18 protein-coding genes and 1 pseudogene are annotated in these 20,147 nt (G+C 70.5%); 9 read left to right on the plus strand and 10 right to left on the minus strand.

Going from position 1 to position 20,147, the window contains the following annotated elements; translation table 11 throughout:
• Positions 1 to 140 (minus strand): annotated as a pseudogene (locus tag VNS22_RS28240) (hydroxypyruvate isomerase); the annotation flags it as partial.
• Between the two features lie 75 nt (positions 141 to 215).
• Here VNS22_RS28240 and VNS22_RS06395 point away from each other — a divergent pair.
• Positions 216 to 1,007, plus strand: a complete 792-nt coding sequence (locus tag VNS22_RS06395) for a DUF6600 domain-containing protein (protein ID WP_325730741.1) — start codon at positions 216 to 218, stop codon at positions 1,005 to 1,007.
• Between the two features lie 10 nt (positions 1,008 to 1,017).
• Here VNS22_RS06395 and VNS22_RS06400 read toward each other — a convergent pair whose 3' ends face one another.
• Complete coding sequence (locus tag VNS22_RS06400; protein WP_325730743.1) at positions 1,018 to 1,911, minus strand: PfkB family carbohydrate kinase; 894 nt, start codon at positions 1,909 to 1,911, stop codon at positions 1,018 to 1,020.
• Positions 1,912 to 1,952: 41 nt separating this feature from the next.
• The gene (locus tag VNS22_RS06405; RefSeq protein ID WP_325730745.1) at positions 1,953 to 2,828 is read right to left on the minus strand and encodes a TIGR01459 family HAD-type hydrolase; all 876 of its coding nucleotides are present in this window, start codon (positions 2,826 to 2,828) and stop codon (positions 1,953 to 1,955) included.
• 37 nt (positions 2,829 to 2,865) lie between these two features.
• On the opposite strand from VNS22_RS06405, the gene VNS22_RS06410 reads away from it, so the two are divergent.
• Positions 2,866 to 3,630, plus strand: coding sequence for an SDR family NAD(P)-dependent oxidoreductase (locus VNS22_RS06410; RefSeq protein WP_325730747.1), 765 nt, complete (start codon positions 2,866 to 2,868; stop codon positions 3,628 to 3,630).
• A gap of 186 nt (positions 3,631 to 3,816) precedes the next feature.
• Positions 3,817 to 7,284, plus strand: coding sequence for an indolepyruvate ferredoxin oxidoreductase family protein (locus tag VNS22_RS06415; RefSeq protein WP_325730749.1), 3,468 nt, complete (start codon positions 3,817 to 3,819; stop codon positions 7,282 to 7,284).
• 78 nt (positions 7,285 to 7,362) lie between these two features.
• Here VNS22_RS06415 and VNS22_RS06420 read toward each other — a convergent pair whose 3' ends face one another.
• Positions 7,363 to 7,830, minus strand: coding sequence for a helix-turn-helix domain-containing protein (locus VNS22_RS06420; protein ID WP_325730751.1), 468 nt, complete (start codon positions 7,828 to 7,830; stop codon positions 7,363 to 7,365).
• Positions 7,831 to 7,965: 135 nt separating this feature from the next.
• On the opposite strand from VNS22_RS06420, the gene VNS22_RS06425 reads away from it, so the two are divergent.
• Together VNS22_RS06425 and VNS22_RS06430 are read left to right on the plus strand one after the other, a co-directional pair.
• Positions 7,966 to 9,132, plus strand: coding sequence for an MFS transporter (locus tag VNS22_RS06425; RefSeq protein WP_325730753.1), 1,167 nt, complete (start codon positions 7,966 to 7,968; stop codon positions 9,130 to 9,132).
• 193 nt (positions 9,133 to 9,325) lie between these two features.
• A complete protein-coding gene (locus VNS22_RS06430; RefSeq protein ID WP_325730755.1) occupies positions 9,326 to 10,474 on the plus strand; it encodes a PLP-dependent aspartate aminotransferase family protein in 1,149 nt (382 codons plus the stop codon).
• Positions 10,475 to 10,499: 25 nt separating this feature from the next.
• Here the strand turns inward: VNS22_RS06430 and VNS22_RS06435 are convergent, their stop codons facing one another.
• Genes VNS22_RS06435 through VNS22_RS06445 form a run of 3 tightly spaced genes read right to left on the minus strand, consistent with a single transcriptional unit; the run spans position 10,500 to position 12,897 of the window.
• On the minus strand, positions 10,500 to 11,159 hold the full coding sequence (locus VNS22_RS06435) for a hypothetical protein (protein WP_325730757.1): 660 nt from the start codon (positions 11,157 to 11,159) through the stop codon (positions 10,500 to 10,502).
• The gene (locus VNS22_RS06440; protein ID WP_325730759.1) at positions 11,156 to 11,782 is read right to left on the minus strand and encodes a uracil-DNA glycosylase family protein; all 627 of its coding nucleotides are present in this window, start codon (positions 11,780 to 11,782) and stop codon (positions 11,156 to 11,158) included. Before VNS22_RS06440 ends, VNS22_RS06435 begins: the two co-directional genes overlap by 4 nt.
• Complete coding sequence (locus VNS22_RS06445) at positions 11,749 to 12,897, minus strand: pyridoxal phosphate-dependent aminotransferase (protein ID WP_325730761.1); 1,149 nt, start codon at positions 12,895 to 12,897, stop codon at positions 11,749 to 11,751. The genes VNS22_RS06440 and VNS22_RS06445 overlap by 34 nt, the downstream gene beginning before the upstream one ends.
• A 390-nt stretch (positions 12,898 to 13,287) precedes the next feature.
• Here VNS22_RS06445 and VNS22_RS06450 point away from each other — a divergent pair, with 390 nt between their 5' ends.
• Complete coding sequence (locus tag VNS22_RS06450; RefSeq protein ID WP_191059986.1) at positions 13,288 to 13,497, plus strand: twin-arginine translocase TatA/TatE family subunit; 210 nt, start codon at positions 13,288 to 13,290, stop codon at positions 13,495 to 13,497.
• 195 nt (positions 13,498 to 13,692) lie between these two features.
• Entirely contained in the window at positions 13,693 to 14,052 is a 360-nt protein-coding gene (locus VNS22_RS06455; RefSeq protein ID WP_325730765.1) for a PRC-barrel domain-containing protein, read from the plus strand.
• Between the two features lie 69 nt (positions 14,053 to 14,121).
• Here the strand turns inward: VNS22_RS06455 and VNS22_RS06460 are convergent, their stop codons facing one another.
• Both VNS22_RS06460 and VNS22_RS06465 read right to left on the minus strand, forming a co-directional pair.
• A complete protein-coding gene (locus VNS22_RS06460) occupies positions 14,122 to 14,610 on the minus strand; it encodes a PaaI family thioesterase (RefSeq protein ID WP_325730767.1) in 489 nt (162 codons plus the stop codon).
• The gene (locus VNS22_RS06465) at positions 14,610 to 15,824 is read right to left on the minus strand and encodes an acyl-CoA dehydrogenase (RefSeq protein WP_325730769.1); all 1,215 of its coding nucleotides are present in this window, start codon (positions 15,822 to 15,824) and stop codon (positions 14,610 to 14,612) included. The genes VNS22_RS06460 and VNS22_RS06465 overlap by 1 nt, the downstream gene beginning before the upstream one ends.
• Positions 15,825 to 16,001: 177 nt before the next feature.
• Between VNS22_RS06465 and VNS22_RS06470 the strand changes: the two genes are divergently transcribed.
• Together VNS22_RS06470 and VNS22_RS06475 are read left to right on the plus strand one after the other, a co-directional pair.
• Complete coding sequence (locus VNS22_RS06470) at positions 16,002 to 17,009, plus strand: alpha/beta fold hydrolase (protein WP_325730771.1); 1,008 nt, start codon at positions 16,002 to 16,004, stop codon at positions 17,007 to 17,009.
• A 297-nt stretch (positions 17,010 to 17,306) separates the two neighbouring features.
• Positions 17,307 to 19,193 carry an adenylate/guanylate cyclase domain-containing protein gene (locus VNS22_RS06475; protein WP_325730773.1) on the plus strand — a complete coding sequence of 629 codons (1,887 nt, stop codon included), beginning with the start codon at positions 17,307 to 17,309 and terminating at the stop codon, positions 19,191 to 19,193.
• 12 nt (positions 19,194 to 19,205) lie between these two features.
• On the opposite strand, the gene VNS22_RS06480 is transcribed toward VNS22_RS06475, so the two are convergent.
• Positions 19,206 to 20,147: PQQ-dependent sugar dehydrogenase (locus VNS22_RS06480; protein ID WP_325730775.1), on the minus strand; the 942-nt coding region annotated here is incomplete at its 5' end.

Genomic DNA, 20,147 nt, shown 5'->3' on the forward strand with positions numbered 1-20,147 from the left:
CCGGCGACCTCGTCCACCGGGAAGTCGTAGGGGAACAGGAACTCCACGCCCTTGAACCCGCAGGCAGCCGCTGCGGCGAACCGGTCGAGAAAGGCATGCTCGTTGAACATCATGCTGAGGTTCGCGGCAAAGCGCGGCATCGATGGCCTCCTGGTCCGGCTCGCTGGTTTCCCGTGAGCTAGCCTTGGGAGGCCTGCGTGCCAAGATGACGTCACATGCGACGACGCCTGTTCCTTGCGATCCTGCTCCCGGCACCGGCCCTGGCCCAGGACCTGCGCCAGACGCTGGCCCGGCAGTTTCGGGACCAGCTCAAGCCGCTCGGCGTCTGGGACGAGCTGCCGGGGCTTGGGCCCGGCTGGCGGCCGGACCATGTGCCGGACGGCTGGCGGCCGTTCTCGAGCGGTCGGTGGCGCTGGACCCGGGAGGCCGGCTGGTACTGGCAGGGCGACCTGCCGTTCTCGGCCCTGGCCGAGCACCGGGGCCGCTGGCGCCGGATCGAAGGGAACTGGTGGTGGCTGCCGGGCAGCCGCTTCGACCCGGCGCCGGTAGCCTGGGCCGCCCCGGGGTCCGGCCAGATCGCCTGGGCGCCGCTCGCATCCGAAGAGGGCATGCCGACCGGCTGGTCGGTCGTGCCGCTGACAGAACTGACCCTGCAGGCGCTGCCGGTCAGCCCGCTGGCGGACGCCCATGGCCTGCGCCGGCGTGCCCCGCCCGATCCGGCCGAGATCGAAGCCGCGGGTGGCAGGCTGCCGGAGGCGGTGCCGCTGGCGAGCCTCGCCACACCAGAGGACGTGCGTGCCTGGTACGCCACGGACAGCCGCTCGGTGTTCGGGATCGGCACGCCCGGTTTCCGCCCGCCACCGCCCGGCCCGACGCCCGCACCCACCGGGCCGTCCGGCACCGACGACGCTTGGCAGGCCTTCGACCGCCAGCACCGCCTGGACCTGCTGGAGGCCGAGCGCCGCCGGGAGCTGGACCGGGAGCGCGACCGCGACCGGCTGCGCTGAGGCCCGGGGCTCAGTGCCGGGCCAGGAACGCCTCGACCTCGGCCAGCGTCGGCGCACCCGGGCCGCCGCCCTTGCGGGTGCATTTCACCGCGGCGGCCGCCGAGCCCAGCCGCAGCGCCGCCTCGATCCCCATGCCCTGCGCCAACCCATAGGCGAAGCCGCCATGGAACACGTCGCCGGCACCCAGCGTATCCACCACCTCGACCTGGAAGGCCGGCATCCGGCGCAGCTGCCCGTCCTCCAGCCAGGCGACGCCCTGCTCGCCCAGCGTGACCCCGACCCAGCCGCCATGGCGCTCCGCCACCTGGCGCAGGCCGGCTTCCGGATCCTCGATCCCGGTCAGGCTGCGCAGCCCCTGCCGGCTGAAGGCGACATGGCTGGCGAGGTCCAGGATCTCCCGGCTGCCGGCCTTGGGATTCACGTCGAAATCGACCACGCCCGGGATGCCGTGCTCCCGGGCGGCCTTGAGCGCCGGGGCCGCCGCTGCCGGATAGATCGTGTCGGCCAGGACCGCCTTGAAACGATCCATCGGCGGCATGTGCCCCGGCGGCTCGGCATGAAGGCGCTGGTCGGTATAATTGACGATCTGCCGCTCGCCCTTCGGGTCGACCGCCACCGCGGAGAAGGACGAGACGCCGCCCGCCAGCCGCTCCACCGCCGAAACATCCAGCCCGGCCGCGCTGAACCCCTCCAGGAGTGCCGTGCCGACCCGGTCGTCGCCCACCCGGGACAGCAGCGCCGCCTCGCCGCCGAGGCGCACCGCCGCGAGCCCGCCGATCGCGGCCGGGCCGCCGATCGCCTCGCTCATGCCGTGGCCCAGCATCTTCTCGCCGCCGCTCGGCAGCTCATCCACCTGGAAGATCACGTCGAGCACCAGCACGCCGACGCACAGGATCGCGGTCATTCAGTCAGCCCCAGCCAGGATTCGGTAGTTATTGTGGTCGATCACCAGTTGGTGCGGTGGATCGCGTAGCGCGGCATGGTCTCGTAGCGCTCGGCCAGCTCGCGCACCCGGAGCGCCAGCCGGTCGGCCGGCAGGTCCTCGGAAAAATGCTCGGCATGGATGCCCTGCATGACGAAGCAGCTGTCCATGCCCATGCCGACCGCACCCGCGATGTCGTGCTCCAGGCTGTCGCCGACGCACAGGATCCGCTCCGGGCTGATTCCCTCCAGCACGGTCAGGCAGGCCTCGTAGATCGGCCGGTTCGGCTTGCCGAAATAATAGACCCGGCCGCCCAGCTCCTCGTAGCGCGCGGCGATCGTGCCGGGTGCGATCAGCAGGCCGTCGGCGCTCACCGCGATCCGGTCCGGGTTGGAGCAGATCATCGGCAGGCTCAGTGCTGCCGCCTCCTGGAGGGTCGGCTCGTAGTCCTCCAGCGTCATGGGCGGGCTGTCGACCCCCGACAGATAGACGAAGTCGGCCTGGCCCGGATCGCTGGTGAGTTCCAGGCCCAGCCCCTCGACCACCTCCAGGTCGTTGTCGCGCGTGATCAGCAGCGCCTTCTTGCCGAGTTCTGCCAGCCGCGGGTCCTTGCGGTCGTGCAGCCCCATCCAGGCGGCCTCGCCCGAGGTGATCAGCCCGTCATAGCTTTCCGGCGGAAAGCCCATCTCCGACAGGCGGTCGCGGTTCATCCGGGCGCGCCGGCCGCTATTGGTCAGAAGGCAGATGCGCTTGCCGGCAGCGCGCATGGCTTCCAGCGCCTCGACCACGCCGGGGTAGGGGGCCCTGCCGTTGTGCAGCACGCCCCACTGGTCCAGAATGAAGCCATCGTACTGCTCGGCGATGCTGCCGAGCCCCTCCAGGATGCGGGGCTCGCTCATGGTTCCGGGCTCCAGTGACACGTTGCGGGGAAGACAGGTGACAGGCGGTTACGACGGCTTCGGACTGGGCGGCAAGCGCGTTCTGGTAACCGGCGGCTCGATCGGCATCGGTGCCGCGGCGGCCAAGGCGTTCGCCGAGGCCGGGGCCAAGGTCGCGATCCACTACAACAAGAACCGGGAAAAGGCCGAGGCCCTGGCCGCGGAGCTGGGCGGCGCCCCGGTGTTCGGCGGTGACTTCTCCAGGACCGATGCGGTGAAGTCGGTGATCGAGGACGCCATCGGCAAGCTGGGCGGCCTGGACGTGCTGGTGAACAATGCCGGCCACATGGTCGCACGCTTCGCGCTCAGCGAAAGCGACGACGAGGCCTATGACCGCGTCATGGACCTGAACGCCCGCTCGGTGATGACCGCGACCCGGGTGGCGGTGCCGGCCCTGATCGAGAGCAAGGGCAACATCGTCAACACCAGCTCGATCGCCGCACGCAACGGCGGTGCCGCGGGTGCCGCGCTCTATGCCAGCGCCAAGGGCTTCGTCTCGACCTACACCAAGTCGATCGCCACCGAGCTGGCGCCGCAGGGCATCCGGGTGAACGCGGTGTCGCCCGGCGTGATCCACACCTACTTCCACGACATCTACTCCACGCCGGAGCGGCTGGAGCAGGTCCGCCAGCGCATCCCGATGCAGCGGCTGGGCGTCAGCGAGGATTGTGCCGGCGCCTTCCTGTTCCTGGCCTCGGAGAAGCTCGCCGGCTACATCACCGGCCAGGTGATCGAGGTGAACGGCGGCCAGCTGATGCCGTGAGCTGTCGGGTCGTGGTGCCGGCAGGTGTCGGCGCCGCAACCTGGGTGACAGGGCGGCGCAGGATCCCCATCTAAACAGGCGGAGCCGGTGCGCTTGGTGGCGCGCCGGGCGATCCGGGCCTCCGGGCGACCCGCCCCGGCTCTTTGCCGGTGCGGTGCCGGGAGCGGAGCAGGGAGTATTTCGAGGATGACGGACCTCCAGACGGTCAGCCTCGATGACAAATATCTGAAGCCCAGGGGCCGGGTGTTCCTGACCGGCATCCAGGCACTGGTCCGCCTGCCGATGGAGCAGCGCCGCCGCGACCAGGCGGCCGGGCTGAACACCGCCGGCTACATCACCGGCTATCGCGGCTCGCCGCTCGGCCAGTACGACCAGCAGCTCACCCGCGCGAAGAAGCTGCTGGACGAGCACCACATCGTCTTCCAGCCGGGCGTGAACGAGGACCTGGCCGCCACCGCCTGCTCCGGCACCCAGCAGGCAGCATTGGACGGCGAGAACAAGTACGATGGCGTGTTCGCCATCTGGTACGCCAAGGGCCCGGGCGTGGACCGCTCCGGCGACGCGCTGCGCCACGCCAACCTGTTCGGCACCGCCGCCCATGGCGGCTATCTCTGCCTGCTCGGCGACGACCATACCTGCGAGAGCTCGACCACGGCGCACCAGTCCGAGCCCGCGATGATCGACGCGATGATCCCGGTGCTGAACCCGGCGGGCGTGCAGGAGATCCTGGACTACGGCCTGATCGGCATCGCCATGTCGCGCTATTCCGGCGCGCTGGTGGCCCTGAAATGCGTGCACGACACGGTGGAGAGCACCGTGTCCGCCGAGATCGACCCGGCCCGCCTGCCGATCACGCTGCCCGACGACTTCCCGCTGCCCGAAGGCGGCCTGAACATCCGCTGGCCGGACACGCCGCTCGCCATGGAGGAGCGCCTCCACCGCTTCAAGCTGGAGGCGGCCAAGGCGTTCGCCCGCGCCAACCGGCTGGACCGCACCGTGATGGGCGGCGACGATGCCTGGCTGGGTGTCGCCACCACCGGCAAGGCCTGGCTGGACACGATCCAGGCCCTGGACGATCTCGGCATCGATGAGGCCCGCGCGAAGGCGCTGGGCCTGCGCGTCTACAAGGTCGGCATGAGCTGGCCGCTCGAGCCGCGCGGCCTGGAGGAGGCGGCGCGCGGCCTGTCCCGCCTGATCGTGGTCGAGGAGAAGCGCCCCCTGGTCGAGGACCAGGTCCGCAGCCTCCTGTACGGCCAGCCCAACGCGCCCGTGATCGAGGGCAAGCACGACCGGCTGGGCCGGACCCTGTTCCCGTCCTGGGGTGCGATCAACTCCAACCAGGTGGCGCTCGCGATCGGCCGGGCCCTGCTGGAGCGCGCCCACGACCCCGAGCTGGCCGAGCGCCTGGCCGAGGTCGAGGCCCGCGTCGCCGTGGTGACCGACGACCCGGCCATGCTGCGGCTGCCCTATTTCTGCCCGGGCTGCCCGCACAACACCTCCACCAAGGTGCCGGAAGGCAGCAAGGCCCGGGCCGGGATCGGCTGCCACTACATGGCGCAATGGATGGACCGCGACACCGCCCGCTACACCCAGATGGGCGGGGAAGGGGCGTCCTGGCTGGGCGAGGCGCCGTTCTCGACCCGCGAGCACGTCTTCCAGAACATCGGCGACGGCACCTTCTACCATTCCGGCTCGCTGGCGATCCGCGCCGCCATGGCCGCCAAGGCCAACATCACCTTCAAGATCCTGTACAACGACGCGGTCGCGATGACCGGCGGCCAGAAGATGGAGACCGCCAATCTCGACGTCGCCGAGGTGACCCGGCTGCTCCATGCCGAGGGCGTGGGGGAGATCCACGTCGTCACCGACGAGCCGCACAAATACCCGATCGGCTACGACCTGGCCGACGGGGTGAAGATCCACCATCGCGACGAGCTGGACGCGCTGCAGCGCCGACTGCGCACCGTCCCGGGCGTCACCGCGATCGTCTACGACCAGACCTGTGCTGCCGAGAAGCGCCGCCGCCGCAAGCGCGGCGAGTTCCCAGACCCCGACCAGCGCGTCGTGATCAACGAGCTGGTCTGCGAGGGCTGCGGCGACTGCGGCGTGCAGTCCAACTGCGTGGCGGTCCAGCCGGTCGAGACCGAGCTCGGCCGCAAGCGCAGGATCGACCAGTCCGCCTGCAACAAGGACTTCTCCTGCCTGAAGGGCTTTTGCCCGTCCTTCGTGACGATCGAGGGTGCGGTGCTGAAGAAGGGCGAGCGGCGCAATCTGGCCGCCACCGCCGCCGACCTGCCGCTGCCGGCCCTGCCGGCCATCGAGGGCACCTACGGGATCGTCGTGACCGGCATCGGCGGTACCGGCGTGGTGACCATCGCGGCCCTGCTCGGCATGGCGGCGCATCTGGAGAACAAGGGCATCGCCGCGATCGACATGATCGGCCTTGCCCAGAAGGGCGGGGCAGTCCTGTCCCACCTGAAGATCGCGAAGAGCCCGGACGAGATCGGCTCGCCGCGCGTCGCCGCCGGCGGGGCCAAGGTCCTGATCGGCTGCGACCAGGTCGTGGCCGCCAGCAAGCCGGCGCTCGCCACCGTCCGCGCCGGGGTCACCCGCGCGGTCGTGAACCTGGAGGAGACGTTCACCGGCGACTTCACCCGCAACGCCGACTTCTCCTTCCCGGCCGAGCGCCTGCGCCGTGCCATCACCAGGGCCACGGGCGAGGGCCTGGCCGAGTTCGTCGACGGCAGCCGGATCGCCACCGGCCTGATCGGCGACAGCATCGCCACCAATTTGTTCATGGTGGGCTTCGCCTGGCAGCGCGGCCTGATCCCGCTGGGCCTGGACGCCCTGATGCGCGCCATCGAGCTGAACGGCGTGGCGGTGGCGATGAACCAGGCCGCCTTCACGCTCGGCCGCCGCGCCGCCCACGACCTGGCCGCAGTCCAGGCCGAGCTGGCGCCGGCCGCCCATCCCCCGGCGGCACTCCCGGCCGACCTGGACGGGCTGGTCGCCCGGCGCATGGCGTTCCTGACCGACTATCAGGACCGGCGCTATGCCGAGCGCTACGAGCGGATGGTCAAGCGGGCCCGCCTGGTCGAGCAGACCAAGCTCGGCACCGAGACCCTGGCGCGCACCGTGGCCGAGAATCTCTTCAGACTGATGGCGTTCAAGGACGAGTACGAGGTCGCCCGGCTCTGGAGCCATCCCTCCTTCCAGGCCCAGCTCGCCCGCGAGTTCCAGTCGACCGGCAGGCTGACCTTCCACCTGGCCCCGCCCATGCTCGCCAAGCGCGACCACGCGACCGGCCAGCTGCGCAAGTCGACCTTCGGCCCCTGGATGCGCCAGGCCTTCCGCCTGCTCCGCCACGGCAAGGCGCTGCGCTTCACGCCCTTCGACCCGTTCGGCCGGACCGAGGAGCGCCGCACCGAGCGCGCCCTGATCGGCCAGTACGAGACCCTGGTCGAGGAGCTGCTGGCCGGCCTCACCCCCGCCAACCGTGCCCTGGCCGAGGAGCTGGCGGCAATCCCGTCCCGGATCCGCGGCTTCGGCCACGTCAAGGAACGCAACCTCCAGGCCGCCAAGGCGCGCGAGGCCGAGCTCCTGGCCCGCTTCCGCGCCAGGCCGGAGCAGCCGGTGCTGGTCGCGGCGGAGTAGCGGGCAGCATGGCGGGGTAGCCGGCGGCCGTCCCATCGACCCGACGCCGCCGCCCATCGCGCAGCCTCCCGTTCCGGCCTATCCGGGAGCGCGATCCGGCCCAGAATTGCGGCCGCGGCCGCCCTGCACGATCCGCCCCGACCGGCCGCTCGCCTTTCTGGAAGACACCGACGTCAGCAGCTTGCGGAAGCTCGGGCACTGCAGGTGCGACGGCGCCGGGCAGTCCGCGACGTGGCGAATGGCGTCCCGCAGCGCCCGGAGCCGCGCGATCTGCCGGCCCAGCTCGTCGGCCTTCGCATGGAGGTCCGCCCGGGGAACGTTCAGCGTCTCGTCCTCCCCGAACATTCCCGCGATCTCGCCGAGCGAGAAGCCCGCGACCTTCCCCAGCTCGATCAGCGCAAGCTTCAGGAGCACGCCCGGATCAAACTGCCGCCGCAGCCCGCGCCGCCCCACCGGCCGGATCAGGCCGACTTCCTCGTAGTAGCGCAGGGTCGACGCAGGCACCCCGGTACGCCGCGCGACCTCGCCGATATCCATCATGCCCATGCTTGACCTCAAGTCGGCTTGAACTCGTAGCCTGCCCCGATGCGATGATTGAGCCAAGGAGACAGGGGCATGCAAGGAGCGGAAACCGCAGGGCGGCGGGCAGTCCGGTACGACGGCCGGGCCGCGGCCCTGCTAATGGCGGCCTCCATGACCGTCATGGCGAACGCCACGATCAGCCCGGCGCTTCCCGCACTGGAACGTCTGTTCGAGAGCGACCCGAACGCGGCGATCCTGACCCGCCTGCTCGTGCCGGCGCCCTCGCTGGCGGTCGCGCTCACGGCCCCCTTCGCCGGCCTGCTGGCCGACCGGTTCGGAAGGCGGCGCCTGCTGCTCGGGGGGGTGCTCCTCTTCGTCCTCTCCGGCAGCGCCGGGCTCCTCCTGCCCGATCTGCCGACCATCTTCGCCAGCCGCCTCGTCCTGGGGATCGCGGTCGCCCTCGTGATGACCGCGCAGACAGCGCTGATCGGCGACTATTTCGGGGACCGGCAGCGCAGCGCCTTCGCCGCCTTGCAGACCTCGGCGCGCAACTTCGGCGGCTTCCTCTTCGTCTCGCTGGCCGGCCTGCTGGCGCTCCTGTCGCCCCGCGCGCCCTTCGCGATCTACGCACTGCCGCTCGTCTACCTCCCGTTCATGCGGCGGGACATCGTCGAGCCGGTCGTGCCAACGAAACCGCGCAAGGGCGCGCGCGCAGCCGGGGCAGAAGCGCATCGCCCATGGATTCCGGCTTTCGCGGCGCTGGTGCTTCTTCAGAGCCTCACGAACATGCTGTTCTTCCTGATGCCGACGCAGTTGCCCTTCCTGTTCGACGCGCGGGGCATCGACAGCGCGGTCGCGACCGGCATGGCCCTGGGCGCGCTGACCCTGGCCGGCGGTTGCCTCGCCCTTCTCTATGCTCGCGTCCAGGCCGGGATCGGCCATGGCGGCGTCTTCGCCGTCGGCTACGGCGCCATGGCCATGGGTTTCCTCCTGCTGGTCCTTTCGGAAGCCTTGCCCGTCTCGCTCGCCGGCGCGGCCGCGATTGGCATCGGCTACGCCCTGGTCTCGCCGGCCTTCGTCCCGCTGGCGCTCGGATTGGCGCCCGCATCGCGCCGGGGTCTGGCGGGCGGGCTGCTGACCGCTTCCATCTTCATCGGGCAGTTCGCTTCGCCGCTGATCGGCACGCCCTGGATCGCCCGGGTGGGCTACGAAGGGACGTTCCTCGGCGCCGCCTGTCTCCTCGCCGTCATGGCGATGGCTGCCGCGGCGGCCGGATGGGCGCGGCCGGCATCGCAGCCCTCGGCGCCACAGGCGGATGGAACCTAGGCGTGCCCGAAGCGGTCGAGGATCGCCGCCGGCATCCGCACGCCTTTATCCGTGCCCGGCTGCGCGGCATTGTATCCGTGCCCGGCTGCGCGGCATTGTTGGCCTCCGGCTGCCGGTTGCCCGGATCGGGAGCGCGTGCGCGATGCGCCAGCGCGGCCGCAACGGACGGGTGCGCCGTTTGGGAAGGACGAGCATGACGGATTTCAGGCCCGAAACCCTGCTGGCCCAGGCTGCCGGCATCGAGGACCCGGCCACCGGCGGCCTCATCCCGCCGCTGCAGCCGAGCACGACCTTCCTGCGCGACCCGGACAACGCGTATCGCCGCGGCTTCGACTATGCGCGCGACCGCAACCCGACCTACCAGCCGGCCGAGGCGGTGCTGGCAGGGCTGGAGGGCGGGGCCGAGGCGCTGCTGTTCTCCTCCGGCATGGCGGCGGCGACCGCGGTGTTCCAGGCGCTCCGGCCGGGCGACCATGTGCTGGCGCCCCAGGTGATGTACTGGGGCCTGCGCAAGTGGCTGCTCGAGACCGCCTCCGCCTGGGGGCTGGCGGTGGAGCTGGTCGATACGACCGAGACCCAGGCGGTGCGCGCTGCGCTTCGCCCGGGCCGCACGCGCCTCCTCTGGCTGGAGACGCCGGCCAACCCGACCTGGGCGGTGAGCGACATCGCCGCCCTTGCCGAGCTTGCCCACCGGGCGGGCGCCCTGGTCGCGGTCGACAACACCGTGCCGACGCCGCTGCTCACCCGGCCGCTGGAATTGGGCGCCGACCTCGTCATGCACTCGGCGACCAAGTACCTGAACGGCCACAGCGACGTGGTCGCGGGCGCGCTGGTCACCCGGCACGCCGACGCGGAGATCTGGTCCCGCATCCGCACGATCCGACATGATCAGGGCGCCATCCTGGGGCCCTTCGAGGCCTGGCTGCTCACCCGCGGCCTGCGCACGCTCCATTTGCGCCTGCGCGCCGCCTGCGGCAACGCCATGCACCTCGCCGCCCGCCTCCAGGAGCACACCCTGGTCGAGCGCGTCCTCTATCCGGGCCTGCCCACCCACAAGGGCCACACTTTGGCCGCGCGCCAGATGCAGGGCGGCTTTGGCGGGATGCTCTCCATCCTGGTCCGGGGCGGGGAACAGGCCGCCATCGCGACCGCCGCCAATGTCCGCCTCTGGAAACGCGCGACCTCGCTCGGCGGGGTGGAAAGCCTCCTGGAACACCGCGCCTCGATCGAGGGCCAAAGCTCGCCGGCGCCCGCCAACCTGCTGCGCCTTTCCGCAGGGGTGGAGGACGTGGCCGACCTGATCGCGGACCTGGAGAGCGCCCTGGCGGCCGCCGGGACCTAGGCTGCCGGGGCGCCGAAGACCGCGCCTACCTTCCGCCCACCCGGAACGCCCGCATGTGGAACGCCGCGTGCGGCCGCTCATAGGTATGCTCGCGTCCCACCGGACAGGCACGCCTGGCCAGGCAGCCGCCCATCATGCAGTCCTGGCCGGACAGCGTGCCCAGATGCGCCCGGCAGGCGGCGACCTGGTAGCCATCCGGCCGGAACGCGCCGACCGGGCAGGTCGTCAGGCATGGCCGCCCCGCGCAGCTCCGGCACGGGCTGCCGGTCGCCTCGAGCCGCGGCAGCGCCACCGGGCGATCCAGCAGCAGGGCCGCCCGCAGCGCCGCCCACAGCCCGTAGCGCTCATGGATCAGCAGCCCCAGCGGCGACGCGCTGAACCGCCCGTCCGCCCGGATCGCCCAGCGCTGGAACGGATGAAAGGGCGGCCCGTCGAACGGGAACAGGCAGGCTGCCCCCAGCGGTGCGGCGACCTCCGCCACGACCCGCCGGGTCCAGCGGTCCAGGGGCTGCGGCCCGTTTCGCTCGGGCGCCGCCTGGAGATGCGGGTACACGGCGCTGCCGACATTGCCGACCAGCAGCACCGTGGCCGGGTCGCCCGGCACCGCGTCGCCTGGCTCCGGCGCGAAGCCGCCCAGCAGGCTGAGGCCATGCGCCGCCAGCCCCGCCTCCAGTTCTGCGATCACGCCGCCACCGGCGCCAGCAGGTCGCTCACCCGGGCGCGCAGGTCCGGCAGCGTCTCGGCCTCGAACCATGGGTTGCGCTTGAACCAGGCGAGGTTGCGCGGGCTCGGGTGGGGCAGGGGGAAGAACGGGGCCGGCGCACTCCGCCAGCCGCGCACGTTCTCGGTCAGCGGCAGCGCGGTGGCGAGATAGTGCCGCTGCGCATAGGCGCCGACCAGCAGCACCAGCCGCAGGTCCGGCATGTGGCGCAGCAGCTGCCCGTGCCAGGCCGGCGCGCATTCCGGCCGGGGCGGCAGGTCGCCGGAGCTGCCCTTGCCCGGATAGCAGAAGCCCATCGGCATGATCGCGATGGCCGGGTCGTCGTAGAACTGCTCCCGCCCGACCCCGAGCCAGGCGCGCAGCCGCTCGCCGGACGGGTCGTTCCAGGGGATGCCGGTGGCATGGACGCGGGTGCCGGGTGCCTGGCCCACGATCAGCAGCCGCGCCCCCGGCTTGGGTCGCACCACCGGCCGGGGACCCAGTGGCAGCAGCCCGGCGCAGCGCCGGCAGCCACGGATCTCGACCAGCAGCGCGTCCAGGCTCGGCGCCTCGTTCAGCCCCTCAGGTAGCGGTCGATCCGGTCGCATGCTTCCTCGATCGCCTCGACCGATGCCGCATAGGAGAAGCGCAGATAGCCCTCGCCATGGATGCCGAAGCTGGTCCCGGAGATCAGCGCCACTCCGGCCTGGTTCAGGATCTCGTCCTGCAGCGTGCGCGAGCTCTTGCCCGTGCCGGTGATGTTGGGGAACGCATAGAACGCGCCGCCCGGGTTCACGCAGGAAAAGCCCGGCAGCCGGTTCAGCCGGTCCACGATCACGCCGCGCCGCTTGGCGAACGCCGCCATCATCATGTCCACCGAATCCTGCGGGCCTTCCAGGGCGGCGATGCCGGCATACTGGGCCGAGGCGTTGACGCAGGAATGGACGTTGATGGCAAACCGGGTCGCGAGGTCGATCAGCGACTTCGGCCACACGCCCCAGCCCATCCGCCAGCCGGTCATCGCATAGGTCTTGGACCAGCCGTCCAGCAGGATCAGCCGGTCCTGGATCTCCGGGTAGCCGGTGAGCGAGGCGTGCGGCACGCCGTCATAGACCATGCGCGCATAGATCTCGTCCGACAGGATCGCCACCTCGGGATGCGCGCGCAGCCCGTCCACCAGCCGGTCCAGCTCCTCCTGGGGCACCACGCCGCCGGTGGGGTTCGCGGGGCTGTTGACGATGATGAGGCGGGTGTTGGGCGTGATCCGGCTCAGCACGTCCTCGGCCGAGAAGGAAAAGCCCTTCTCCTCCAAAAGCGGGATCGGCACGGCCTTGGCGCCGGTGAACTCGATCACCGAGCGGTAGATCGGGAAGCCCGGGTCCGGGTACATGATCTCCGCACCCGGCTCGCCGAACATCTGGATGGCGAAGAACATCGTCACCTTGCCGCCGGGCACGATCAGGATCCGGTCCGGATCTACCTCCACGCCGCGGCGCTGGTACATGTCGGCGGCCACTGCCTCGCGCAGCTTCAGGATGCCGTTGGCGGGGGTGTAGCCGTGATGGCCGTCTTTCAGCGCCTTGACCGCCGCGTCGACGATGTGCGGCGGGGTCGGGAAGTCCGGCTGGCCGATGCCCAGATTGATGATCGAGCGGCCTTCCGCCTGCAGCCGCACGGCCCTGGCCAGCACCTCGAAGGCGCTCTCCGTGCCGAGCCGGTTCATGCATGCCGCGATCCGCATCCCCTGTCCCCAATCCTTGCCGAAGGCCGCGGATCATGGCGGGGCCGGGGGGCTTGGGCAAGCACGGGGCGCGCCCGGTGCCGCGGGCAAAAAAAGAACCGGGTGGAACCGCGAACGGTTTGAACCACCCGGTCGATACAGAGCCCTCAGCGCCACCTGTGTGTCACGGACGCCCGGCCCCTGGATGTGAGAAAACGCACAAAATTGTGCGTTTTCCCGACAAGAACCACATAAATCTTCGACACGGGCAGGGAGCCCCACCGGGTCTGCGGACGTTATCCTGCCGCTTTGGCACGAGCCCGGCCCATCGCTGCTTGGCATCCCGACCGCGCGTCGCTACGTTCCGGGTACGTCGCACCTGGGAGAGTTTCGATGGGTTCCTTCAGCGCATGGCACTGGATTGTCGTGCTGGTGATCGTGCTGATCGTGTTTGGCGCCGGCCGGCTGCCGAAGGTGATGGGTGACCTCGCCTCGGGCATCAAGACCTTCAAGAAGGGCATGCAGGACGACCCGGCCGTGACCAAGGCCGACGACGTTCCCGCTCCCGCCCACGAGAACACGGCCGACAAGCGGCCGGTCTGAAACCACGAGCGTGCGACGAACCGGCGGGGCCCGAACCCCGCCGACCTCATCGAGTGCCTGACCTGACGACCGCAACGGTGACTGCCGCTGCGGTCGTTTGTGTTTGGGCCGGCGGAAAGACCCTGCATCCCATGGCACCACCGGTCGATCCTGGCGTTGGTAGAGCCAGAATGATCGAGACAGGAGTGACGAGTGATGCGGCAATGGATCCTCGCCGGCGCCATCATCGGCGTGGCCGGCATCGCCCATGCGCAGACGGCCACGCTGGTCGAGGCGGATGACGCGACCAGGGTCGAGGCGTTCGGCCTGACCGTCGACGAGGTGGAGGATCTCGACCTGGTGGGTCCCAATGGCGATAGGATCGGCGAGATCGACGACGTCCTGATGACGCCGGAAGGCCAGATCACGGCGGTGTCGGCCGAAGTGGGCGGCTTCCTCGGCATCGGCGAGAAGGACGTGGTGATCGAGATCGATCAGCTCACCAAGGGCGAGAACGGCCTGGTCACCAGCCTCACCAAGGAGCAGCTGGAGGCACTGCCGAACTGGGACGACTGATCCCGCCCGCGTCTCCAGGATCACGCGCCCGGGAGCGCGCTGGCCTGGAGACGCGGACGGCCGGCGATCCTACCTGGACTCCGGCTCCAGCACGGTCCAGGTCCCGGTCGCCTGGGCCAGCAGCTTGCCGTCCTTCTCCGAAACGATCCGCCCTTCCGCCAGCACCAGCCGCCGGCCTCGGTTGAGCACGGTGCCGGTGGCCAGCACCGGGCCGGTCTCCGGGAAGATCGGCCGCAGGAACCGGGTGGACAGCTCGACCGTGGCGGTACCCTGGCCGGGCGCCAGCGTGGTCACCACCGCGCAGCCCAGCGCCGTGTCCAGCACGGTCGCCGCCCAGCCGCCATGCACCGTGCCGTGCAGGTTCAGGAAGCCCTCGTTCGGCACGGCGCGGATCACCGCCTTGCCCTGCTCCGCCTCCACCACCCGGCAGTCCATGGTGGTCGCCATGGACGAGACATGGTCGCCGTCGATCATCCCCTGGATGACCTCCAGCCCGCTGCGCGTGGAGCCGCTGGCCGCGACCCCGTCGGTCAGCGTGATCGGCCGCTTCCCGCTCATCACGCGAAGGCCTGGATGCCGGTCTGGGCGCGGCCCAGGATCAAAGCGTGGATGTCGTGGGTGCCCTCGTAGGTATTGACCGCCTCCAGATTCATCACGTGGCGGATCACATGGTACTCGTCGGCGATGCCGTTGCCGCCATGCATGTCCCGGGCGACCCGGGCGATGTCGAGCGCCTTGCCGCAATTGTTGCGCTTCATCAGCGAGATCAGCTCCGGCGCCGCCTTGCCCTGGTCCATCAGCCGCCCGGTGCGCAAGGCACCCGCCAGCCCCAGCGCGATTTCGGTCTGCATGTCGGCCAGCTTCTTCTGGATGAGCTGGTTGGCCGCCAGCGGCCGGCCGAACTGCTGGCGGTCCAGCGTGTACTGCCGGGCCTGGTGCCAGCAGAACTCCGCCGCCCCCATCGAGCCCCAGCTGATCCCGTAGCGCGCCCGGTTCAGGCAGCCGAACGGGCCCTTGAGGCCCTTCACCCCCGCCAGCAGGTTCCCATCCGGCACGAACGCCTCGTCCAGCATGATCATGCCGGTGGTGGAGGCGCGCAGCGAGAACTTGCCGTCGATCTTGGGCGTCTCGAAGCCCTTGGTGCCGCGCTCGACCACGAAGCCGCGGATCTCGCCCGCATCGTCCTTGGCCCAGACCACCGCCAGGTCCGCGATCGGCGAGTTGGTGATCCAGTTCTTCGAGCCGGACAGTGACCAGCCGCCGTCGACCTTCTTCGCCCGGGTCCGCATCCCGCCCGGGTCGGAACCGAAGTCCGGCTCGGTCAGGCCGAAGCAGCCGACCAGCTCGCCCTTGGCCAGGCCCGGCAGCCAGCGCTTGCGCTGCTCCTCGTCGCCGTAGGCATGGATCGGGTACATCACCAGCGAGGACTGCACGCTCATCGCCGAGCGGTAGCCGGAATCGACCCGCTCGACCTCGCGCGCGACCAGCCCGTAGGCGACATACGAAGCACCCGCTCCGCCATATTCCTCGGGAATGGTGGCGCCCAGCAGGCCGAGCCCGCCCATCTCGGTCATGATCTCGCGATGGAAGATCTCGTGCCGGTTCGCCTCCAGCACCCGCGGCATCAGCGAGCCCTGGCAATATTCCCGCGCCGCGTCGCGGATCATCCGCTCCTCGTCGGAAAGCTCCTCCTCCAGGAGGAGCGGGTCCTGCCAGTCGAAACGCCCGAGCCTCGCCGATGCCGCTCCAGTCGCGGCCGACGCCAGTGCCATCGCCATCTCCAAGCCTTTTGCTGCGCTGCAATCTAGCGCAGGCGGAACCATCGGTCACGGCTGGCCGGGTGCCAGAGCCGGCCCAAGGAGCATCGGGCTTTTGCGCTGCCCGCCGACCCGGCCTACGACTGGCGGCCATGCCGGCGGCCCCGCCACGGCAATTCGGGGAGGAACGAGATGAGCGACTTCGAGACCTTTGAGGTACCCGACTTCATGCTGCAGAAGGGCGGCGTGCTGCCGACCGCCCGGCTGGCCTATGCCACGCGCGGCAAGCTGAACGCCGCGCGCGACAATGCCGTGCTGGTGCCGAGCTGGTACACTGGCACCCATGCCGACAGCGAGACCTTCATGCTGGGCGCCGACCGGGCGCTCGATCCGAACAAATACTTCTTCATCCTGACCAACCTGCTCGGCAACGGCCTGTCGTCCTCGCCCAGCAACAGCCCGGCCCCCGTCGACCGCGGCCGCTTCCCCAAGGTGACGCTGCACGACAATGTCCGCCTGCAGCACCAGCTGATCACCGAGCGGCTGGGCATCGAGCGGCTGCGGCTGGTCACCGGCTTCTCCATGGGCGCCTGCCAGGCCTTCCAGTGGGCCGCGCAGTACCCGGACATGGTGCAGGCGGCCTGCCCGATCGCCGGCTCGGCGCGGACCGGCAACTTCAACAAGGTGTTCCTCCTCGCACTGCGGCGCACGCTGGAACTCGATCCCGCCTTCCAGGACGGCTTCTACGACCGCCCGCCGGTCCGCGGCATCCAGGCATTCGCCACCATCTATGCCGGCTGGGGCACCTCCGAGCCGTTCTTCCGCGAGGAGGTGTTCCGGCCGCTCGGCTCGCGCAACACGCTCGAGCACGTCGCCGACTTCTGGGAGCCCTTCTTCGGGCGCTGCGACGCCAACAACCTCCTTTCGCAGCTCTGGACCTGGGAGCAGGGCGACATCAGCGCCAATCCCACCTATGGCGGCGACTTCGAGGCGGCGCTGCGGGCCATCAAGGCACGGACGATCATCGTGCCGATCGACAACGACCGCTACTTCCCGCCAGTCGACAGCCAGGGCGAGGCGAAACACATCCCGAACGCCGAGGTGCGGGTGGTGGAATCGGCCTGGGGCCACATGGCGCTCATGAACCCTGGCGACCGGGCCGCCATCGACGCGCCGCTCCGCGAGCTGCTGGCCGGCTGAGCGGATGACCGGAGGCGGCCGGGCTGCCGTGGCAGCCCGCCGCTTTCTTCAGCGTCTCCAGCTCCGGCCCGTCCGGATGACCGTGCAGACGGACGCGCTGCTGGACATAAACATAGGAATGCAACCTCTGGCGCGTTCGCCGCAGGGGACAGCAGATATATGATGCCCGGTCCGATGTGGCTGGAAGGCCTTGGGCGATGGACAAGCCCGCGATAAGGACGACCGCGCCCGGCTCCGCGGGCAGGCGGCGGCTCGCCGCGATCCTGGCCGCCGACGTGGTCGGGCTATGCCGGGCTGATGGAGCAGGACGAGGATCGCACGCTGGCCCGGCTCAAGGCGTTCCGCCAGAGCTGCGTCGAGCCGCTGATCACCCGGTATCGAGGGCGCACCGTCAAGCTGATGGGCGATGGCGCCCTGGTCGAGTTCGCCAGCGTGGTCGATGCGGTGCGCTGCGCGGTGGCGATCCAGCAGGTCTGCGGCGGGAAGGAGGCGAAGATCCCCTCGTCCCGGCGCATCCGGCTGCGGATCGGCATCAATCTCGGCGACGTGATCCGCGAGGCCGATGGCGATCTCTACGGCGACGGGGTCAATGTCGCCGCACGACTGGAGCATCTGGCCGAGCCGGGCGGCGTGATCATTTCCGGCACGGCCTACGACCATCTCCAGGGCAAGCTCGACCTGCCGCTGGAGTTCATCGGCGAGCGGCGGGTCCGCAGCATCGAGCGGCCGGTGCGGATCTACCGGGTCCGGTTCGGCGGGACCGCTGCCCGGCTCCGGTTCAAGCTCCGCCGGCCCGGGCGCCCCGCCGCGGCCCTCCTGCTCCTGCTGAGCCTGGGTGCCGGTGCGTGGTGGCACGGCCTGCAGGGGCCTGGCCAGGACACGGCACTGCCCGACCGCCCGGCCATCGCGGTCCTCCCGTTCGACGATTTCAGCGGCGGCGAGCGGCAGGAGCGCCTGGCCGGGGCGTTTACCGAGGACCTGATCACCGAGCTCGCGCGGACCCGGAGCCTCCTGGTGATCGCCCGCAACTCGGTGGAGGCGATCAAGGGCAACGGCACCGACGTCCGCGAGGTCGGGCGGCTGCTGGGCGTCCATTATGTGCTGGAAGGCAGCCTGCAGGTCGAGCCGGCGCGCATCCGGATCAACGCCCAGCTGATCGATGCCGCGAGCGGCACCCATCTCTGGTCGGAACGCTACGACCGGCCGGCCGGCGACCTGTTCCGGGTCCGCGACGAGGTCCTGACCCGGCTGGTCGGGACGCTCACCGGCTATGACGGTGCCATCTGGACCGAGTGGCGCGAGCGCGCCCAGCGCCGCACGCCCGGCAGCCTCACCGCCTGGGACTATTATCTTCTGGCTGCCGATCCCTACCGCCGCCACGACCGGGACGGCATGCTGGAGGCCCAGCGGCTCGTGGAACGGGCGATCGTGCTCGATCCGGGCTTCGCCCGCGCCTGGGCCTTCCTCGCCGGCATCCATGAGCAGGACGCGCTGAACGGCTGGTCCGGTGATCGCGATCGTGCCTGGCAGAAGTCCGACGAGGCGGCGCAGCGTGCCGCCGATCTCGATCCGGCCGATGCCGAGGTCCAGCTGACCCTCGGCAACGCGCATTTCCGCAAGGGCGAGGTCGAGCTGGGCTGGCAGGCCTGGCAGCGTGCCCTGGAACTCGCCCCCAACAACGCGCTGGTCAACCGCTGGGTCGGCGGCAGCATTGCCCAGGCACTCGGGGCGGAACGGGCCCATGAGGGCATCAGGCTGGTCGAGCGCTCGCTGAACGAGCTCGACCCGCTCCACCCGCCCTTCCACTACCTGACCTACGCCATGCCGCTCTATTTCGCCGGCCGCTACGCCGACGTGGTGACCGCGCTGGAGAAGGTGCCCGATCCCTGGCTGGAGGTGCGGGTCATGCTGGCGCTGAGTTGCGCCCAGGCAGGCTTCGCGGACCAGGCGCGGCAGCACGCCCGGGAGGTGCTGCGCCTGGATCCCGGCTTCAACGCCGAGGCCTGGGTCGACAACGACCTCTACCAGCCGGGCGGCAGTGCTGCTGCCCTGTTCATCGCCGGCGCCCGCAAGGCCGGCCTGCCGCTCTGCGAGAAGCCCGGGGCGGCCGAGAGCTTCGACCCGCGCAACCGCCTGCCCGGATGCGATGCCGAGCGGGCTCGCATCGCCGCCTCGCGGAGCTGAAGGGCCACGTGGCTACCGGTGCACCTGCGCACCGGGAGCAGGCTTGGCCGTCCCCGCACGCGCCGGCAGGACCGCACGGACCACGCCATCCTGCTTGGTCAGCAGGTAGAGCTCGCCCTTGCCGTCGATGCCGAAGCGCAGGTCGACCCGCTGGCTGTTGCCGGTGAGCTGCTTGAGCGTCGTCTCCCGCCCCTGGTCGAGCAGCGTGAGCTCGCGGATCACCGCCTGACGGCCCTGGACGAGTTCACCGACCGGGACATGGAACACCCGGCCGCGGACGAGGTCGCCGAACACATAGTGGCCCTGCAGCGCCGGGATCGCCCGGCCGCGATAGACGAAGCCGGCCATGACCGCATCGCCCTCGTCGTGGTCGTACTGGGCCACGGGATAGGTGAAGCCGTTGCCGGCATCGTCGGCCGGCAGCCTGAACAGCTTCCGCGCGTCCTTGGGATCGAGCGCGAACGTCCCCTCGCGCAGGCCGAAGCCGTAGTTGCCGCCGGGCTGGCCGAGATTGATCTCCTCGACATGCTCCTGCCCGATGTCGGAGATGAGCATCTTCCCGGTCACGCCGTCCCAGCTGAACCGTTCCGGGTTCTTGAAGCCGAAGGCCCAGGTCTCGGGCAGGTAGCCGGGCCTGCCCAGGAACGGGTTGTCCTCGGGCACCCGGTACCCATCGTCCCCGCTGGCCAGCGGATCGATCCGGAGGATCGATCCCAGCGGCGTGGACGGGTCCTGGGCCTGGCGGAGCGGATCGGGAACGCCCTCCCGGTAGGCGCCATCGCCCAGGCCGAGATAGAGCTTGCCGTAGTCGGCCTCGCCCGGCTTCGCCGCAGGGTTGAAGGCGATGAGGTCGATCGTGTGGATCCGGGCCGGCTGCTCGGCACGCAGGACCTCGCGCCGCGAGGCCGGGTCGACGCGGTCCGGATCGTCCGGGTCCACCCGCCATTCCGTCAC

It is taken from the genome of Geminicoccus sp., assembly GCF_035556675.1.
Taxonomy (GTDB): domain Bacteria; phylum Pseudomonadota; class Alphaproteobacteria; order Geminicoccales; family Geminicoccaceae; genus Geminicoccus.

Bases quoted from the DNA above. Each gene is read 5' to 3' on its own strand.
- VNS22_RS06455 (WP_325730765.1), top strand. From the start codon at position 13,693: ATGCGGCAATGGATCCTCGCCGGCGCCATCATCGGCGTGGCCGGCATC.
- VNS22_RS06415 (WP_325730749.1), top strand. From the start codon at position 3,817: ATGACGGACCTCCAGACGGTCAGCCTCGATGACAAATATCTGAAGCCC.
- VNS22_RS06425 (WP_325730753.1), top strand. From the start codon at position 7,966: ATGGCGGCCTCCATGACCGTCATGGCGAACGCCACGATCAGCCCGGCG.
- VNS22_RS06465 (WP_325730769.1), bottom strand. From the start codon at position 15,824: ATGGCACTGGCGTCGGCCGCGACTGGAGCGGCATCGGCGAGGCTCGGG.
- VNS22_RS06445 (WP_325730761.1), bottom strand. From the start codon at position 12,897: ATGAACCGGCTCGGCACGGAGAGCGCCTTCGAGGTGCTGGCCAGGGCC.
- VNS22_RS06440 (WP_325730759.1), bottom strand. From the start codon at position 11,782: ATGCGACCGGATCGACCGCTACCTGAGGGGCTGAACGAGGCGCCGAGC.
- VNS22_RS06400 (WP_325730743.1), bottom strand. From the start codon at position 1,911: ATGACCGCGATCCTGTGCGTCGGCGTGCTGGTGCTCGACGTGATCTTC.
- VNS22_RS06405 (WP_325730745.1), bottom strand. From the start codon at position 2,828: ATGAGCGAGCCCCGCATCCTGGAGGGGCTCGGCAGCATCGCCGAGCAG.
- VNS22_RS06460 (WP_325730767.1), bottom strand. From the start codon at position 14,610: ATGAGCGGGAAGCGGCCGATCACGCTGACCGACGGGGTCGCGGCCAGC.
- VNS22_RS06395 (WP_325730741.1), top strand. From the start codon at position 216: ATGCGACGACGCCTGTTCCTTGCGATCCTGCTCCCGGCACCGGCCCTG.
- VNS22_RS06420 (WP_325730751.1), bottom strand. From the start codon at position 7,830: ATGGGCATGATGGATATCGGCGAGGTCGCGCGGCGTACCGGGGTGCCT.
- VNS22_RS06450 (WP_191059986.1), top strand. From the start codon at position 13,288: ATGGGTTCCTTCAGCGCATGGCACTGGATTGTCGTGCTGGTGATCGTG.
- VNS22_RS06430 (WP_325730755.1), top strand. From the start codon at position 9,326: ATGACGGATTTCAGGCCCGAAACCCTGCTGGCCCAGGCTGCCGGCATC.
- VNS22_RS06470 (WP_325730771.1), top strand. From the start codon at position 16,002: ATGAGCGACTTCGAGACCTTTGAGGTACCCGACTTCATGCTGCAGAAG.
- VNS22_RS06475 (WP_325730773.1), top strand. From the start codon at position 17,307: ATGGAGCAGGACGAGGATCGCACGCTGGCCCGGCTCAAGGCGTTCCGC.